The organism is Marinilactibacillus sp. Marseille-P9653 (assembly GCF_916618885.1).
In the GTDB taxonomy this organism is placed as follows: Bacteria; Bacillota; Bacilli; order Lactobacillales; family Carnobacteriaceae_A; genus Marinilactibacillus.
Genome location: NZ_CAKAKH010000001.1, coordinates 853,134 through 871,773, shown reverse-complemented (window position 1 = coordinate 871,773; position 18,640 = coordinate 853,134). Strand labels below are relative to the sequence as shown.

Here is an 18,640-nt window from a genome sequence, read left to right as displayed (position 1 = left end):
AAAATCTCTCCTTTAATCATTTTTTATAAGATCAGAATTCAAAATAAAGAGAATCAAGAATATCCTGTTGATCGTATTTTTTGATCAATTGTTTTAGATAGGTTTTTAATTTTTCAATGTATTCTCTTCATTCTTCACTTCTTGAAGCAGTTTCTGATATTTATCTTGTTCTTTTTCCGTTGCACTATTTTTTATATAATCCCACACCTGATCTGTAGCATTTACCCCTGTTGTATTTGACGGCTCCTCTTCAAGAGCGGCTTCTATCAATCGATAAAAAGGAATAACTGGGTAGGATGACTGATCTTGCAGTAAAGACTGTATACTTTCATATATTTCTTGAGAACGTTCAAGCACGACGTATTTGTATCGACTCCACTCATTTTCTAAATCTTTGATTTCACCGTTTTCGGTGGTAGCAAGAATACATTTGATGGCAGAGAGGTTTTTATCTTTTACTTCCAACATGATGTCGATATCTAACTTTTCCACTTCATTGTAATACTTCATAAATTCATCTATTCCAATGAATTTAGAATGAGAACCTGTTCGATTATTCATTTGCTGTTGTGAATAATGGGTTTTCTGCCTACCATCCTTAGTCTTCCATGTTTCTTTAGCTTTTTTTATCCAGTAAGTGTCTGATTTAGAATCATCACTCAAGTTGATAGCATTGTGTAAATTATCGTAAACAGCCGGTGCGCCTGTTCTTTCACAGATCTTTAAGACTTCTTCGATGGTGTATGAACGGTCATCATTTTCGATTACTAATCGATCTTTTACGTTCTCACTTAAAGTATTATAAACATCGACAAATCGGTCCATCGCAGAATCTTTATCTCCGTATACTCCTCCAACATGCAGAATCAACTTACTACTTGAATCTACTCCAAGGCTATTTAAAAATAACGTATGATATTCAAGATCAGCAATCGCTCTTTTGACAATATCTTCATCCGGCGAATTCAGCACAGTATACTGGCCAGGATGCATGGAAACTCTCATACTGTATTTTCTAATCAATTTTCCTAATTCCTGAAATTGTTCTGAAAACTGTTCTGACCAGTTCAATGTATTTACTTCTTTGTCAGAAGCAAACGGTATAATATCAGAGCTAATTCTAAAAAGACGAATCTGATGTTGTCCATTGAATTCGATAATGTGCTTAAGTGCTGTAAGGTTGTGCTCTATGAGAGAACTTAAGTGTTCTTCAGTAGCACTCGCTTTTCTACAAGTCTTTTGTTTAGTGTCTGCTACTCCGACTGTAATACAGGGGTATCCAATACTCAATTGAGGCTCTCTCCTTTGCTCGTTGATTGTATAAAAAAATAGTATCATCCAGACCTAGTGTCCTTCTAATACTATCCTACATTATTTTATTATTTTTCTAAACTTATTCGGTTTGAACTTTTTTCTGAGCGCCAATTAGGTTGAAAAGCCATTTATATTATATTCTGTTCATCGATTCTAACTTATACAGTTATTGATTTATACTCCACGTTCTAGTTCATCTGGATACTTTCTCAAAAATAGTCCGTTTTTTTCTACTATATTCTTAAAGCTTTCAATGGCTTTTTCTGATTCAAAAAAAACTTCCATGCTTCTATCAAAATGTCCGCGTAGCGAGAATCCAAGGTCCATGAAATGAATATTACAGAAGAAAACTTCTCTGGAGTTAATTTGATACATGAGTTTCAAATCTTCAAACGATTCAACTACGAAGAAATCAGAAGCTGTTTTTTCGTCCGTTTGTTTTAGTAATTTTATCCATTGAAACTGTTCAAAGCGGTCTACTTGGTTCAAAACGGCTAGATGCGTCTGCTCGCTAATTTCATTGTAGGGCATTTCAATAACTATCGATTGATTTGTAGATTGATTATATAGTTCTTCAAATAGTGAAAGATAATTGCCTTCATATTTTAAATACAGATCCTCAAAGGCAAATGAGAAACTACTCGCTTCATCAATGTCTAAGGTATGAGAAAAAGGATCTAAAAGTCTATGCAGCGTTTTATAATAGAAGTCATCGGAATCTGCTTGTATGTTTATCAACTGTTCTTTTAAAGATTCTACTTCCTTGTAATTGATCATTCGCAAAATTACTTCTCCTTTTATAATTAAACTGAGATAAATTCTTATGCTGTATGCTATTATACCAATAAGATATAACAGTTGCTACTTAATTTATACTCTATTTTTAATATCATACATGTGATATGATAATTAAATCAATTAACTCGGTTTCGGAGGAAAAAATGGTCTATAAAAATTGCGCTACTTTTGGTCAAAAAATCACTTTTCATTTAGATGATTCACTTCTGGCTCTTGCGGACGAACACTTCTATCGGTCTGGTTACGACTACGAAGTTCAAAAATAGAATTTGATTACAGATGAATCTGGTGCTATTGATTTATACGATTTTTTACATGAAATGGGACTCACAGAAGGCATCCAGTTTCAAATAAATCAGTTGAATTGGAAACCTATTGAACAGTTTCACGAATATGTGGATGCTGCATGGATCGATTCCATCATTAATGAACGTCATTTAAACATGCACTTCCAACCTATTATAAAAGGTAATGGAACGATTTATGGTTATGAGATGCTGGCCAGGTTTAAAGATGATGAAGGTCAGGTAATATATCCAAATCAAATCTTCCCTGCTGCTAAAGCTCGCGGACGAACATTTGCTTTAGATCGAATTTGTCGAATCAATGCTGTTAAACAAATCAATCGCCTTGATGATCATCTTAAAGTCTTTATCAATTTCATTCCTACGGCTATTTATGCACCTGAGCATTGCTTGAGAACGACTACGCTTATTGCTAAACGTTTAAATGTGGATCCAAAGAGAATCGTATTTGAAGTTGTCGAAACTGAGAAAGTAGAAGATTTAGCGCATTTGAAGTCTATTCTAACTTATTACAGTAACCATGGATTTTCTTACGCACTCGATGATGTAGGTGCTGGATATAATACATTAGATGTTCTAGAAGAACTTTCTCCTCCTTACATGAAACTCGATATGGTTTATGCTCAAGGCGTAGCAACTGACATAGAGAAGCAGACGATTGCACGTTTATTTCTTGAAAAAGCGAATAAAATCGGCTCTATACCTCTAGCTGAAGGAATTGAAACATACGAGGATTTTGAGTGGTTGAAAACTCAAGGATATCAATTATTCCAAGGATATCTATTCGGAAAACCAGAACCCGAGCCTCTATTGGTAGACAAAATACCGATTATTTAAGCCATACAATTTTGAATACTATTCGTATCACTATTGATTTCACTTCTAACCTGTTATACTTAATATAATAAATCACAAAGGAGTTGTTATTCATGATTTGGACTTTAATTGGCTTGCTATTATTATTCTGGGTATTAGGTCTAGTATTTGAAATAGCCGGCGGACTCGTACATATTTTATTAGTCGTCGCACTACTTGTTTTCATCTACAATATGATTACTGGTCGTAAAAATAAAACCAGGTAGATTAACTATCTGAACAATATAAAAAGACATAGGTCCATAGGATCTATGTCTTTTTATATTGTTCTTATTCTGCTACTTCTTGAAAATAATCTACAACTTGATCCAACTGTTGTTCACGAGTATTCGTGCTTTCTCCATCTCCTTTTTGAAAACCATAATATCCAAAATTAGAGTGGTTTCCGCCTTCTATAACCTCGTACTCCGTTTGTTCTGGAAGAAGAGCTTTAGACTCTTCATATCGTTCCTGATTAATGACTTCATCATTCGTTGCGAAGAACGACACGACCGGTATATCAGCTTGTGATAAATCCGCTCCATCGCTAGGATAAGAAGCTAGTAGAAATACGCCATCTATCTCATTTAGGTGATCAACCGCGTAAAGTAAAGCACTAGTTCCTCCCAAAGAATGTCCGCCAATCCACCAAGGCAATTCAGAAGGATACGCTTCTACAATGTCTTCAAAACGATTAACACCTAATATGGCAAGATTCAAAGGCATTTGCGGTATAAAAACACGGTATCCTTTTTCACTTAATGCTTTAGCTAATGGCAAGTAAGCTTCTTTCTCAACAAAACCTCCTTGATATAATACAACATTTCCGAGTGCTTCATCAGGTTCTATCACAATCGTATTTCCATCAGTCTGAACGGCTTCGTCTTCAAGTATAGCTACTGCTTCAGGCATGGCAGAATAAGTGGCGCTTTGAACATAAGTGAGGATTCCACCAATAATGAGTAAGATAATCAGTAGAAAAGAAACAATGATCTTCTTCCAATGATCTTTTATCCAATTTTTCATATAACGACTTCTTTCTATAGTAAATTCAACTCTTATATCATAACACCTATTTTTATTTTTGTCTTTTTAGATTTCACAAAAAAAATGAACAAGCAGTAGGACTCTGCACTGTTCATTTTACGATTTTTTTTTTTTGATTTTCACTTGTTATCTCGTTAAATTATAAAGCGTCTGATCTTCTTCTGCATCTGTATAAGCAAATATATGGTCTCCAGCTTGGAATACCGTTTCTCCTCGCACAATCATATTCTCATTGCCCCTTTGTACAGCAATCAGTACAATATTATCGGAAATAACAATATCTTTCACTGTGGCACCATCGGCTTTTGAACCCATGTTTACTGTAACTTCAACAATAGAAGCATTTTTATCATTCAGCTTCATGAGTGTAATCATATTGTTCATATCAATTTGGTTTGAAATCACACGTGCAAGCAGATTAGCCTGACTAATAGGAATATCAACCCCCATATCTCGAGTGAATAGCCACTCATTTTTAGGATTGTTCACTCGTGCAATAACCTTTTCTATTCCGAATTCAAACTTTGCGATTGTAGAGGCTACTAAATTAATTTCGTCTGCTCCTGTTACTGCCGCTACAACATCTGCTTCATAAATCCCAGCTCTTTCAAGAATTTTTGGATCAGCGCCATCGCCATAGATAATTTGTTCCTCTTTGAATTCTTGCTGATTGTATTGAATGACTTTTTCTCTATTATCAATAATGCAGACATCATTTTGTGCTTCAACCATAATTCTCGCTACGTAAGCACCCACTTGTCCGCCACCTATTACGATTACTTTCATATTCTCTGCACCCCCTTAATGTATGTCAAGTATTCTACTGACTTCTCCAAGTGATTTTGATAGTACCGAAAAATAAATAATATCTCCTTGTTCAATAACTGTATGATTTGAAGGTACAAACGATTCGTTATTTCGACTAATTGCAAATACTTTCAGTTCATTGATAGGAAAAGCATCTCTTAATGTTTTTCCATTTAAGAGCGCTGGTGCAGCAACTTTCACAATATCTACTGGTGTATTTCCTATACTCATTATGGTATCTATTTTGTTGAAAGTCAGTAGTTCTTTTGTTCGTGAAATCCCCCATTCTGTTGTTGCTATGACCTGTATTCCTAGGGCATTGTAAATGGCAACTTTCCGCTTATCATATAGTCGCGCAATAACTTTTGGAACCTTATAATGTATACGTGCAATTCTGGCAACTAATGCATTCGTCTCATCACTTTCAGTACAGGAAATCAAACTATCGGCTGTTTCAATTCCAGCCTCTTCTAAAATATCTTTATCAAATTCTTTCCCAAAAATAATCTTCCCAGAGAAGTCTCTATCGAATTTACTGATTTTTTCTTGTGAATCACTAATAACTGTTACATCTTCTCCATCATTCAATAACTCTAATGCTAAATTAGATCCTAACCTTCCTGCACCTACTATAATAATTTTCATTTTATGCCGCCTCCTTTTTATTTTTATGTCTTATATAATATTTACGCGCTTCTTCTAGGCCAACTACTGGAATTGGGCATAAAATCAAAAATATCCAGTCAAGCATAGCTAATGGTGCTGTATTAAATAGACCGTGGAATAAAGGAACATAAGCCAAGATAATCAGTAAAAAGACTTCAAAAATAATCCCGTTATTGATTAACTTATTGCTGAACAATCCTATGGAAAACACAGATTGCGTTTCAGTTCTACTATTAAATGCTGCGCCTATTTGACAAAAAATAATCGCTCCAAGAGTCATCGTAGTTGCTTGACGGTAGATCAATCCTGAATCTGCTAAGTTAGCAAAGGCATTTCCGTGAATAAGGTTTACATAGAAATATGCACCCATCGCAATAGCAGAAGCGATAATGCCATACCATAAAAATGCTTTGATTAAAATTTTACGATTTAATAGTGTTGCATGTTTTGGACGAGGTGGTCTTTGCATGACTGTTGGTTCTGGCAATTCTGTTCCTAATCCTAAAGCAGGGATTAAATCCGTTCCTAAATCGATCGCAAGAATTTGCATGATCGTTAACGGTAAAGGAATCATTCCTCTAGATAGTAGAAACGCTGCTGATGGAACAGCTTCAGACATATTACTATTGAAGATATAAAGTAAAAATTTTTGAATATTGTCGTAGACCGCTCTACCCTCTTCTACTGCTCGCACGATTGATGAAAAATTATCATCTGTTAAAATCATATCCGCAGATTCTTTCGCTACATCTGTTCCAGTAATTCCCATGGCCACACCAATATCTGCTTTTTTAAGTGCAGGTGCATCGTTTACACCATCTCCTGTAACAGCTACAACGTTTCCTAACTCTTGAAGATTGACTACGACACGATATTTCTGATCCGGTGCAACACGCGCAAAAATCACTTCATCGGATAATGCTTCCTTCAATGATTCATCTGTCATTTTCTCAAGTTCAGTTCCTGTAATGACCCGTGGATGTTCTCCTTTTACAATACCAATACGTTTTGCAATACTTTCAGCAGTCAGGCCATAATCCCCTGTGATCATGATGATTCGAATATCGGCTTCACGACATTTTTCTACCGCAGCCGCTACTTCTTCTCTGGGAGGGTCTGCCATGACGACAAGCCCGATAAATACCATATCTTGTTCAATAAGTTCTGGTGTATATTCACTCATTGCTCTAGGAAGATTTTCAGCTTTGGATAGATCGCGATAAGCAATAGCTAATACCCGCAAACCTTGTCTAGCATATTGGTCATTTGCTTCCATAATACTGATTCTCTGTTCTTCATCAAGTGGAATAACTTTCCCATCAACACGAATAGTTGTACACAAATCAACTGTTTCTTTAGGCGCACCTTTAGCATAAGCAATTTTTTTAGCCCCATCTAATGGTTTTGTCAATTGGTGAATCGTTGACATTCTTTTTCTTGTTGAATCAAATGGCAACTCTCGCAATCTCATCGCTTGGCTTTCAATTGCTTCAGGGACTAATCCAGCTTTTTCTGCAGCTACCCCTAAGCATGCCTCTGTAGGATCTCCTAATACTGTATATCTCGGATTTTCTTCATTTGGAGGTAAGATTCTAGCATTACTACATAACGCAGCAGCGGACAGAATCAACTTCAGATCTGCATGGTTATTAGCATCAATGCTTGTTCCATCTGCCTGGATTTCGCCTTCGGGAGCATATCCTAGTCCAGTCACTTCGAATTCTTGAGTAGGCAACCATACATGATTGACTGTCATTTCATTTTGAGTCAACGTACCTGTTTTGTCTGAACAAATGACAGATGTAGATCCTAGTGCTTCAACGGAAGAAAGTTTTTTAACCAATGCATGTTCCTTCGCCATTCGCTGTACCGCCATAGCTAAAGATAGCGTAACTGTTGGAAGTAATCCTTCTGGTATGAAGGCTACGATCATCCCTAGCGAGAAAACAAATGCTTGAGCAACCGGTTGTTCAACGAATAAAATAGCTGCTAGGAAAAATAAAACTCCAACTGAAATGGCAATAATAGAAATCTGTTTGGTTAATTTATCTAAATCTTTTTGTAAAGGACTTTTTTCATCTCCAAGACTTTGTGTTAATTTGGCAATTTTACCAAATTCTGTATTCATAGCTGTTTTGGTAACCACTGCTGTACCACTACCACTGGAGACAGTCGTTCCTGCAAAAATCATATTTTTGTATTCGAAACTAGATAAATCTTCCGGACTAATAGGCAGTTCGTTTCGCCTAACGGGGTTAGACTCTCCCGTAAGTGCGGACTGGTTGACTTGCAAGTCGTTGGAAGAAATCAATCTAGCGTCTGCAGCTATTTTGTCTCCTTCTTCTACCATCAAGACATCTCCAGGAACTAATTCTTCAGTTAGAATTTGCTGTTCACTATTGTTTCTAACGACTCGTGCATAAGAAGATAACATTTTTTTGAGGGCATCTGTTGCTTTACTAGCTTTACTTTCTTGGAAAAAACTGAATAACCCATTAATGACATTGACTAACCAAATAGCGATTCCAAGTTGCGGAGTATCAGTGAAAAAGAAGGCTACTGTACCACCTACCCATAGTAAAACAGCCATTAAACTAATAAAATGTCTGATGAATTGAATGAAGACGGATTCTCCTTCTGGTTCGTCTATCTTGTTGAATCCAAACATTTCTCGTTTTTCTTGAATCTCTTCTGCACTCAATCCTCCTTTTCGGGTATCTAAAGCTTCAAAAACATCATCCGATTGTAATGACGCTAATGTACTTTGATCACTATTTTTAGCATTATTCATGTTTATTTTCCTCTCTTGAATCAATTTAATATAAAATTAAATTAAGACCTTTAAATTCTATCATTATTATAGTCCTAAAAATGGTAAAAGCAACTTAATCTTACTATCCATAACAACTATAACAGCAATGTTGGTATCGCTATCAGAATCAATCCCCCTTCTTTTTAATCGCAATAATCGCTATCGTTCACTTTCTGGGTTTAAGCATCTTATTATGATGATCTTTTTGCATATTTAACGACAAAAAAGTTTCTCCACTCCAATAATTTTTGGGATAGAGAAACTCATTGATTCATTCAATTTTTCACATTAAAATTATTATCTTCTTAAGTAAATCATTTAATTACTAGAAGGAACATAAGGAATAATTTGTGAAGCAAGCGTACTAATGGGCATCGTCTGTAAGGTCACTTTCCCGGGTCCCACAAGCTTGACCAGAAAGGCTCCTTCTCCTCCGAACATCATGTTTTTTAATCCTTTTACTGTTTCAATGGAATATGTAATACTTTCATCGAACATGAATACATGTCCTTGATCAACTAGCAAAGCTTCCCCATGCTTTAATTGGTAGTCAATTAGAGAACCATCCGCCTCTAAAAACAAATCACCTTTACCTGAGAATTTCTGCAGGACAAATCCTTCTCCACCCATTAAACCAGCGGAAAACTTTTTAGTTAATGCTACTTCAAAATTCACATGTTCAGTAGACGCAAGAAAAGCACTTTTCTGAGCCATGATAATCTGACCGTTCATTTCAATATGAACAATTTCTCCAGGTAGTGATGCCGAAAAAACAATTTCTTGTTGATTATTTACCGCTCTATAAGTATTTTGAAACATGCCTTCTCCCGTTATCGCTCGAGTAAATCCTTTAAAAAGTCCTCCTCGACTTGATGTTTCGAGTTCAAAGCCCTGTGTCATCCAAGACATATTGCCTGAACTTGTTATAATCGTTTCTCCACGATCTAGCGTACATCTAAGCGCCGGATATTTTCCTTCAATCTCAAATTCCATTATGCTATTCTCCTTCATTTCATTGATTGAAGTCATTATATCCTTTGGGATAAATCTTTACAATTTATATTTTGACGAGTGCGAATGTGTACTCACAACAGTAGTCTAACTACTGCTCTAGGAATTAAAAAAATACAACAGTCATAAGTTAACCAACCTAGGACTGTTGTATTTTATTTAAATTGAGATTAATGTTTATAAACTCGTATAGTTCATTAATCTATCTCTATTTCAAGTAACAGTGGTGTGTGATCTTGACGTATTCCTGAGTCGATGATATCAGATTTCTGAACTTTTTCAGCTACTCTATCACTAACCAACCAGTAGTCAATTCTCCAGCCGGAGTTATTCACTTTACTTGTCTTCACACGCTGATTCCACCACGAGTATTGTCCAGTTACATCCCCATGTACATAGCGGAAGGTGTCTGTGAATCCTTTATCTAAAAGTCTTGTGAAACCTTCTCGCTCCTCATCCGTAAATCCGGCTGACCGACGATTATTGTTTGGATTCGCCAAATCAATTTCTTTATGTGCCACATTGAAGTCTCCTGTAGCAAGGACTGGTTTTTTTTCATCCAAACTAGCTAAGTATTTTGCATACTTTTCGTCCCAAATTTGGCGCTCTTTTAAGCGGACTAGTTCCGAGCCAGAATTGGGGGTATAAACTTGAGTAATATAAAATGTATCAAATTCTAAAGTAATCATCCGACCTTCTACGTCCATTGTATCCGGTGCATCAATTTTAGGATACGTTACAATAGGATCTAAGTGGTTTTTGTATAAAAACATGGTTCCAGCATAACTTTTTCTCGCAGGTTCTTCGGAAATGCGCCAGACATAGTCATACTCCGGGAAAAATCTCTCTAATATTTCTGCATGTTTTTTAGACGGTCCTGTTCTTGGTAATTTCGTTTCCTGTATAGCGATAACATCAGGTTCCTGTTCTATTATCGTATTTAATACTTCTCTTGATAATACAGCTCTTGCTGAATCACTTGTCAGCGTCGCATTTAATGAATCCATATTCCATGTAATTAATTTCACTGTTATTCTCCTTTAAATCTTTTTATTCGTAACTTTTTACAGATATTCATTGCTGATAAATTGCCCACTTCTTATTCTTATGCTTAATATACCCTTTTATTTCTGCTATCTGCTTGTTTCGTTCAAGATCATGATACATATCATCCATATTCTGATAGTGACCAACCACATAATAGTGAAGACTGATTTCTTTATTATCCCTGTAAATGTTAGAAAAATCTATTAATAGTCCTTGATTCGTTAAGTCTAGAAGCTGACTTTTTATACTGTCATTCATTGGATAGATTTTTCTTCTCTTATTGGTAGAAAATTCAGCAACCATTTTATTAGCGATTATTTCTTTAAAGACCGCCATTTCTTTACAGTACAATTTGCAGAACCACCCGTCATCGTGGGCAAGATAAACGAATTGATTATTTAAACGGTCAAAAAATGGAGAATGCATCGGCTGTCCGAAATGAGATAAGTAAAGTATTTCTGCTTTTTCTTGAGGTGTACAATGATCTAGACGACCTTCACTATCATAATCAATCCAATGGAAATTTCCTAAACCATAAATATCCTCTTTTGAAAGCTCAACGATTCCTTTTTTACCCTTAGCTGTTTCTAAAAGCATATTCCTATTATAGTCATTTGTTGTGTATTTTCCATCTGTTACTAATATATTATCAAGCTCACTAGGGACGTGTCTAATAAATTCATGAAATTCCATGCCGTAATAGATATAATATTGCTTAATACTATTTGCACTAATATAAAAAATATCTCTCGTTCTTCTCGTTACTTCCACTCTCCTTACTTAATTCAGTACAAGCTTTTGAATGAATGAACTCGTAGTTACTCTATTTTAAAAACTGAAGCCATTATACCGTATCTATGGGTCTCTACACAATTTTGCTTTAACCTTTAATAAGAAAATTCGTCACTAAACAATTGGTTTTAATCTTTCAAAATGAATGGTTTCAACAAAAGGCTATATACTTATTGAATACTAAAAAAACTACTGTGATTCGCTTAGTTACCGAATCACAGTAGTTTGACTTACTGAGTTTATTTTCTGCGCAATTGAACAACTGTCTCTATATGATGCGTTTGTGGGAATAAATCTACTGGTTGAGCTTGTACGATTTCGTATCCACCTTCATGCAGTAGTTTTAAGTCTCTTGCTAAGGTTGCAGGGTTACAACTGACATAAACCATTTTCTTAGGTTTCATCACAAGTACTGCATCCACAAATTCTTTAGCTAGACCTTTTCTTGGCGGATCTACAACAAGAACATCTACGCTGTCATTACGGTTATTCCATTCTACCATCAACTCTTCAGCAGCACCGACTTTGAAGGAAACATTCTCTACATCGTTTACTTGAACATTACGGTTGGCATTTTTGATAGCAGTATTAACGATTTCAAGTCCGTAAACATGTTTCGCTTTTTTAGCTAAACCTAAAGTTAATGTTCCAATACCACAATAAGCATCGATCACTGTTTCTTCTCCAGTCAGTTCTGCAAAGTCAATGGCTGTCTGATAAAGAATCTGAGTTTGAACGGGATTAATTTGATAGAAAGATTCGTGAGATATAAAGTAAGTATCTCCTAGCAATGTATCATGATAGCCATCTTCCCCGTATAATACACGGTGGTCTCTTCCCAATATAACGTTTGTTTTATCAGGATTAATATTTTGAATTAAACTCACTAATTCTGGCAATTTTTCTTTGATCGCTTCAATAATTTCATTTTCTCTGGAAAGATCACTTGTACGAGTAACTAATACAACCATTAATTCTCCAGTATAATGTCCTCTTCTTACAAGAATATGACGGATATCACCTTTATGGTTGATTTCATCATAAGGTTTAATATGGAATCTCTTCAGAATATCGCGTACAGTAACAACGGCTTCATCGATTTTAGGATCTTGAATCACAAAATCTTCTAATGGAATCAGGTCATGACTATTTTTTCTGAAAAACCCTGTTTCCATTTTCCCATCAATTTTACGAACTGGAATCTGCGCTTTATTTCTGTAACCATAAGGCTCATCCATACCGATAACGTCTGCTATTGGAACTTCTGGTAATTTAGCAATTCGTTCAAATACGCGAACGACTTGATCTTTTTTGAATCTAAGTTGTGCATCATAAGATAAGTGTTGTAGTGGCATAGTACCTGTCTGAGCATAAACTTTGTCCAAAATTTCAACGCGGTCTGGGCTAGAAGTCAAGACTTCCATTAATTTACCAAAGGCAAATTTCTTACCAATTTTTACGACTTTGAATGTCACTTCTTCTTCCGGCAAAGCGCCTTCTACAAACACAGGGAAATTATCGATTTTAACTACGCCAAATCCCTCGTGTGTCAGATCTTCAACCGTTGCTGTGTAATCTTTGTTCTTTAATACAGGTGCTGTAAATTTCTTTTTATTCAAAATGAATACTCCTTTTTAATTCTTACATATAGTATAAAAGCGTACAGACCTAAGATACTGTACGCTTCACATCATCATTTTACTGACTTTGATCTTCCAGTTCAGACACTTGTTTGATAAAGTCAGTTTCCTTCTCTTCCATTGTAGCATCTCGTGTATCAATGTCCAATTTCATTCCATCAATATCTCCAACCATTTCGATATGTTGTCGGTAATTGATAAATGTAGCTGGTGCATCTCCACCATACTCACCATCAATATTGATCATGAGTTTACGGTCACCGATTGTTTCTGTGACAACTTTACTTGTTTTAGTATACACAATATTTGGGCTATTAATATGTTTTCCATCATTCATTAGCAGTGTAACCAGTCTCATGATTTCAACAAGATTCGTTGCTTTCACAATGATCAGTGTAAATTTACCGTCTCCTAGAGTTTTATCAGGAGCGATTTCTTCAAAGCCACCTACAGAGTTCGTCAAAGCAACAAATACCATAGACGCTTGTCCTTCGTAAACTCCATCATCATATTCTACCCGAACAGGGACTTTACCTATTCTAGGAAGTAATTCTGCCCCTTTTGCAAAGTAGGCCAGTGAACCAAATAAAGATTTCATATTAGCAGGAACTTCATAAGATACTTCAGAAAGAAAGCCAGCTGCACCAATATTCATGAAAAAGCGTTCTTCTGAAGCTGTACTTACTTTACCAATATCCATAAATACAGACTGATCTTTTTCAATCACTTTTGCAGCAGCTACTAGATTACCTCTAGGAACGTGCAGCGCTCTCGCATAGTCGTTCGTCGTTCCAGCTGGAATGATGGCAACTTTAGGGCGTTTTTCAGCTACGGCAATCCCGTTAATGACTTCGTTGATTGTTCCATCTCCACCAGCAGCGATCACAAGATCGAATTGTTCGTCAGCGCATCGTTTGGCCTCTTTCTGAGCAGATAAAGGTTCAGTAGTTGTACAGTAAGCACTTGTGTCATAACCAAAATCTTCATAAACTTTGAGAATATCGGGAAGAGACCTTTTTACTTGTTCTCTTCCTGATGTTGGATTGTAGATAATCCTTGCTCTTTTTCTCATATCTAAGAGTTCCCCCTATAAACATTTTTAATACTCAATGTTTATCGTTTTTCAATTTCTTCTTTTAGCAGTTGGTTCACGACACCCGGATTAGCTTGACCACGTGTTTGTTTCATGATCTGTCCTACAAGGAATCCGATAGCACGATCTCTACCATTCTTATAATCTTCAATCGATTGTTCATTTTGATCTAAAATCTCATTGATAACTGGTAGTAGTTTACTTGGATCACTTAACTGCGCCCAACCTTTTTCTTCTACCAATGACTCTACGTTATCACTTCCGTTAACAATCAGCTCACGGAAGACTTTTTTAGCGATTTTCGAAGAGATTGTTCCATCTGCTATTAAATGGATCATTTCAGCCAACGCTTTCGGTGTTAAGGCTGTTTCATCAATGCCCATTTTTTCACTATTCAAGTAGGCAGAGACTTCTCCCATTAACCAGTTAGACACTTGCTTGGCATCTGCATCAAATGACAGTGTACCATCAAAGAAATCAGAAAGTTCTTTTGAAGAAGTGAGCACTTCTGCATCATATTCAGGAATATTTAATTCACGAACGTAACGAGCTCTTCTTTCTTTTGGCATCTCTGGTAAAGAGTTGCGAACCGCTTCAACCCATTCATCTTCAATGATCAGTCTTGGAATATCTGGTTCAGGGAAGTAACGGTAATCACTTGAACCTTCTTTAACACGCATCAAAAGCGTATTTCCAGTTGACTCATCATATCTTCTTGTTTCTTGTAATAACTCGCCGCCAGCCATCAATACTTTTTCTTGACGTTCAACTTCATAAGCTAGTCCTTTACGAACATAGTTAAAAGAGTTTAAGTTTTTAAGTTCCGCTTTTGTACCAAATGCTTCTTGTCCAAATGGTCTTAAAGAAACGTTGGCATCACAACGCATAGAGCCTTCTTCCATTTTAACATCTGAAACGCCAGTGAATTGTACAATTTGCTTCAAAGCCTCTAGATAAGCGTAAGCCTCTTCTGGAGAACGCATATCAGCTTCTGAAACAATCTCGATCAATGGAGTTCCTTGACGATTCAAATCAACGTATGAGTACCCATCTGTTCCATGCGTGTTTTTTCCTGCGTCTTCTTCCAAGTGTACACGTTCGATCCGAATTCTTTTTGTTTTTCCGTTCACTTCAATATCAATCCAACCATCGTGTCCAATAGGACGATCGAATTGAGAAATTTGATAAGCCTTTGGATTATCTGGATAAAAGTAATTTTTACGGTCGAACTTTGTATCTTGTGAAATCGTACAATTCAATGCTAATGCTGCACGCATTCCAAATTCAATTGCTCGTTCATTTACTACCGGAAGTACTCCTGGGTAGCCCCAGTCAATGACGTTCGTATTTGTATTCGGTTCAGCACCGAAGTGCGCCGGTGAGGGAGAAAACATTTTAGAATCTGTTTTTAACTCTACGTGTACTTCCAGTCCAATGATTGTTTCTAAATTCATAGTTATTTTCCTCCCTTGAAAAGTGGTTTTTGCTTATGAAAATCAGTTGATTGTTCAAAAGCATAAGCCGCTCTATAAAGTGTTTGTTCATCAAAATGTTTTCCGATCAGTTGCATTCCAACTGGCATTTCATTAGAAAACCCACAAGGGATTGAAACTGATGGTACGCCTGCCAAGTTAACTGGAACCGTCAGTATATCAGCCATATACATTGCTAAAGGATCTTCGATTTGACCACCAATATTGAAAGCAGTCGTTGTAGTAGTCGGTGCTACTAGGAAATCAACTTCTTCAAACACTTTTTCAAAATCTTGACGGATCAGCGTTCTAGCTTGCGCTGCTTTTTTGAAATGGGCATCGTAGAAACCGGCACTTAATGAAAATGTACCTAACATGATTCTTCGTTTAACTTCTAATCCGAAACCTTCTGAACGAGATCTTACATAAAGTTCTTCAAGATTTTGAACATTTTCTGCACGATATCCATATCGAATCCCATCAAATCGTTGTAAGTTACTTGATGCTTCTGAAGAAGCAATAATGTAATAAGCTGGTATCCCGTATTTTGAATGCGGCAAGCTCACTTCAACAAGTTCAGCACCGAGTTCTTCATACGTTTTAAGCGCAGCACGAACAGATTCGATCACGCCTTTTTCTTTTGCTTCTTCGTTAAAGTATTCTTTAGGAACACCAATCCGCATACCTTTAACACCTTGATCGATTCCTTGAGTGAAATCAGGTGTTTCTCCATCATAAGAAGTAGAATCACGTTGATCGTATCCACTAATGGCATTCAACACAAGCGCATTGTCTTTAACGGTTCTAGTAAATGGTCCAATTTGATCAAGACTTGATCCAAAAGCAATCAAACCGTAACGTGAAACGCGTCCGTATGTAGGCTTCATTCCTACTATTCCTGTAAATGCAGCTGGTTCTCTAATGGAACCACCAGTATCTGAACCTAGTGAAACAGGTACTTGACCGGCTGCCACTGCTGCAGCTGAACCACCAGAAGATCCTCCTGGCACTTTCGAAAGATCCCATGGATTAGCTGTAACTTTAAATGCAGAGTTTTCTGTAGATCCACCCATGGCAAACTCATCCATATTTAGCTTACCAACTGATATCATACCGCAGTCGTTTAACTTCTCAACGACTGTTGCATCATATACAGGCACAAAGTCTTCTAACATTTTAGAAGCTGCTGTTGTAGTTACACCTTTCGTTACGATGTTGTCTTTGATTCCAATGGGTAAACCACTCAAAATATTGTTCGGATCGATTCCGGCTTCATCCATAGCACGTGCTTTTGCTAAAGCCTCTGTTTTACTTAACGCAAGAAAAGCACCTACGTTTGCTTCTGTTTCTTCAATTCTATCGTATACAGCCTCCATGATCTGGAGCGATGTTAATTCACCTTTGACGAGCAGTTCATGTAATTCCTCTAACGTATGATCTAATATCGTCATTATGCTCCACTCTCCCCATTATCCATAATTGCGGGTACTTTGATAAACCCATCTTGTTTGGTTTTAACATTTGTAAACAAATCTTCTCTAGAGACTTCAAGCTTCGCTTTATCCTCACGAAGCACACTGTGATGGGTAATGCCATGATACGTACCTTCTACACCTGTCGTATCCAGATCTTCTAATTGTTCCACCATGTTAATGATTTTGTCCATGCCTTCAGTAAAGTCATGGATCTCTTCTTCTTTGAATTCAAGCTTTGCCAGTTTGGCAACGTGCTTAACTGTTTCTTCGTTTATAGACATATGGGTAATTCCCTCCAAATTGATAAAATACCGTTCAGGTTGCTTAATTAAAGACGTGTGTCGTAAATTCCGTTTCTTCCGCATCTCGCTTCAGGAATGATTCAATACCGTTCAAAGATTCTACTTTAATTTCAATGGGTAGATTTTCAGATAGGTATGAATTTGCGGCTTCATTCAGATACTGAGTAAAAGCAATGATTTCACCTTTTCCATAAAATTGCGTAACGATTTCGATTTGAAGACTTACTAAATTATCGTCAACGTAATGCGCGACTCCTGTGATACCACTTAAATTAGGGAAAAAGTTTTCTACTTTTGATTTAAAATTAGCAAAACTGTTTCCTTCCGCACTCTGCATGCCTTCTACTGGAAATACGAGTCTACTTTCATTGACTTGGTTCCAGTTAGAGATAGAATCTGCTCCATTTTCACTAAGACCTTCGGAAATATAAATGCCTCCGGCAAAATTATCTCTAGTCGATTGTTGGTAAAGTCCAACCATGATTGGAACTGTTCCTACGCCTTCTAGTTCACGCATTCTCGAAACGATTTCACTTCCGATTCTTTGTCCTTCTCGTAACAAATCTTCTTTACTGATTTCTTGCTGTTGTTCTTGCTGCTGATCGTTACGATAATAATCAACTGAATTCAGTGATAACCCTATACTGATTCCAGCAAGTTGAATTCCATCGTCAGTCTGCGTGTAGAAGTCTTGTTCTAAAATAGAACTCAGATAATTCGGTGCTCTCGATTCAGGATCTTGACTTCCATTATCTTCTGGATTTAACCCAAGAATCGTTTCTCCTTCTTCTATCTGTTCTTCAGTAAGTGGCTCAGCACGACGTAACCAGCTAGTAGCTAAATTCGCGGGAAGCAATTGTCCTTCTTGGAAATAATGATTATCCGTTGAAAAATATTTCTGTGATAACCTCATTAAATCCTCTTCAAATGTTTTGATATTCACATTTGAATTTAGAGATCTTGTTATTCCACGATTTTGGCTTGGCTCATAGGTACCTTCTTCAGTAATTAACGGGCGATAATAATTATCATCGATTCTAGTTTCAACAACAACTGAATCATTACTTTCTGCTGCTTCCCCATCGTTTTCTTCAGTTTGTTCAACTGATTGCTCCTCTGTCCCTACTGGGTCAGGCAGTATATTGCAGGAAGCTAGAAATAATGTTAGTCCAGATAGGCTTGCCAGTATCCATTTTTTATTCAT

18 protein-coding genes are annotated in these 18,640 nt (G+C 36.6%); 3 read left to right on the top strand and 15 right to left on the bottom strand.

From position 1 onward, the window contains the following. Positions 1–105: 105 nt before the first annotated feature. Both uvsE and LG377_RS04340 read right to left on the bottom strand, forming a co-directional pair. Positions 106–1,290 (bottom strand): UV DNA damage repair endonuclease UvsE, encoded by a 1,185-nt coding sequence (gene uvsE, locus LG377_RS04345; protein WP_225743483.1) that lies wholly within the window; start codon positions 1,288–1,290, stop codon positions 106–108. 198 nt (positions 1,291–1,488) lie between these two features. Continuing rightward, a complete protein-coding gene (locus LG377_RS04340; RefSeq protein WP_225743482.1) occupies positions 1,489–2,091 on the bottom strand; it encodes a hypothetical protein in 603 nt (200 codons plus the stop codon). Between the two features lie 164 nt (positions 2,092–2,255). On the opposite strand from LG377_RS04340, the gene LG377_RS12445 reads away from it, so the two are divergent. The 3 genes from LG377_RS12445 to LG377_RS04330 all read left to right on the top strand — a co-directional run bounded on the left by LG377_RS12445 (position 2,256) and on the right by LG377_RS04330 (position 3,499). Further along, complete coding sequence (locus tag LG377_RS12445) at positions 2,256–2,378, top strand: hypothetical protein (RefSeq protein WP_255612756.1); 123 nt, start codon at positions 2,256–2,258, stop codon at positions 2,376–2,378. Between the two features lie 3 nt (positions 2,379–2,381). Next, on the top strand, positions 2,382–3,254 hold the full coding sequence (locus LG377_RS04335; protein WP_225743481.1) for an EAL domain-containing protein: 873 nt from the start codon (positions 2,382–2,384) through the stop codon (positions 3,252–3,254). Positions 3,255–3,346: 92 nt separating this feature from the next. Then, positions 3,347–3,499, top strand: coding sequence for a lmo0937 family membrane protein (locus LG377_RS04330; protein WP_225743480.1), 153 nt, complete (start codon positions 3,347–3,349; stop codon positions 3,497–3,499). A 64-nt stretch (positions 3,500–3,563) separates the two neighbouring features. On the opposite strand, the gene LG377_RS04325 is transcribed toward LG377_RS04330, so the two are convergent. The 13 genes from LG377_RS04325 to LG377_RS04265 all read right to left on the bottom strand — a co-directional run bounded on the left by LG377_RS04325 (position 3,564) and on the right by LG377_RS04265 (position 18,640). Further along, positions 3,564–4,298 carry an alpha/beta hydrolase gene (locus LG377_RS04325; protein ID WP_225743479.1) on the bottom strand — a complete coding sequence of 245 codons (735 nt, stop codon included), beginning with the start codon at positions 4,296–4,298 and terminating at the stop codon, positions 3,564–3,566. Positions 4,299–4,445: 147 nt separating this feature from the next. After that, the gene (locus tag LG377_RS04320; RefSeq protein WP_225743478.1) at positions 4,446–5,105 is read right to left on the bottom strand and encodes a TrkA family potassium uptake protein; all 660 of its coding nucleotides are present in this window, start codon (positions 5,103–5,105) and stop codon (positions 4,446–4,448) included. Positions 5,106–5,120: 15 nt separating this feature from the next. Next, a complete protein-coding gene (locus tag LG377_RS04315; RefSeq protein ID WP_225743477.1) occupies positions 5,121–5,771 on the bottom strand; it encodes a TrkA family potassium uptake protein in 651 nt (216 codons plus the stop codon). Between the two features lies 1 nt (position 5,772). Continuing rightward, complete coding sequence (locus LG377_RS04310) at positions 5,773–8,583, bottom strand: cation-transporting P-type ATPase (RefSeq protein ID WP_225743476.1); 2,811 nt, start codon at positions 8,581–8,583, stop codon at positions 5,773–5,775. 339 nt (positions 8,584–8,922) lie between these two features. Continuing rightward, the gene (locus LG377_RS04305; RefSeq protein WP_225743475.1) at positions 8,923–9,597 is read right to left on the bottom strand and encodes a TIGR00266 family protein; all 675 of its coding nucleotides are present in this window, start codon (positions 9,595–9,597) and stop codon (positions 8,923–8,925) included. A 215-nt stretch (positions 9,598–9,812) separates the two neighbouring features. Continuing rightward, positions 9,813–10,643: an exodeoxyribonuclease III gene (locus tag LG377_RS04300; protein ID WP_225743474.1), complete on the bottom strand. Its 831-nt coding sequence runs from the start codon at positions 10,641–10,643 to the stop codon at positions 9,813–9,815. A 46-nt stretch (positions 10,644–10,689) separates the two neighbouring features. Beyond that, positions 10,690–11,433, bottom strand: a complete 744-nt coding sequence (locus LG377_RS04295) for a hypothetical protein (RefSeq protein WP_225743473.1) — start codon at positions 11,431–11,433, stop codon at positions 10,690–10,692. 260 nt (positions 11,434–11,693) lie between these two features. Further along, complete coding sequence (rlmD, locus tag LG377_RS04290) at positions 11,694–13,073, bottom strand: 23S rRNA (uracil(1939)-C(5))-methyltransferase RlmD (RefSeq protein ID WP_225743472.1); 1,380 nt, start codon at positions 13,071–13,073, stop codon at positions 11,694–11,696. A gap of 79 nt (positions 13,074–13,152) precedes the next feature. Further along, complete coding sequence (locus LG377_RS04285) at positions 13,153–14,166, bottom strand: diacylglycerol kinase family lipid kinase (protein ID WP_225743471.1); 1,014 nt, start codon at positions 14,164–14,166, stop codon at positions 13,153–13,155. Between the two features lie 41 nt (positions 14,167–14,207). Continuing rightward, a complete protein-coding gene (gene gatB, locus LG377_RS04280) occupies positions 14,208–15,641 on the bottom strand; it encodes an Asp-tRNA(Asn)/Glu-tRNA(Gln) amidotransferase subunit GatB (RefSeq protein WP_225743470.1) in 1,434 nt (477 codons plus the stop codon). 2 nt (positions 15,642–15,643) lie between these two features. After that, complete coding sequence (gene gatA / locus LG377_RS04275; RefSeq protein WP_225744628.1) at positions 15,644–17,113, bottom strand: Asp-tRNA(Asn)/Glu-tRNA(Gln) amidotransferase subunit GatA; 1,470 nt, start codon at positions 17,111–17,113, stop codon at positions 15,644–15,646. Then, positions 17,110–17,415 carry an Asp-tRNA(Asn)/Glu-tRNA(Gln) amidotransferase subunit GatC gene (gatC, locus tag LG377_RS04270; RefSeq protein WP_225743469.1) on the bottom strand — a complete coding sequence of 102 codons (306 nt, stop codon included), beginning with the start codon at positions 17,413–17,415 and terminating at the stop codon, positions 17,110–17,112. The genes gatA and gatC overlap by 4 nt, the downstream gene beginning before the upstream one ends. Positions 17,416–17,458: 43 nt before the next feature. Continuing rightward, entirely contained in the window at positions 17,459–18,640 is a 1,182-nt protein-coding gene (locus tag LG377_RS04265) for a CamS family sex pheromone protein (RefSeq protein WP_225743468.1), read from the bottom strand.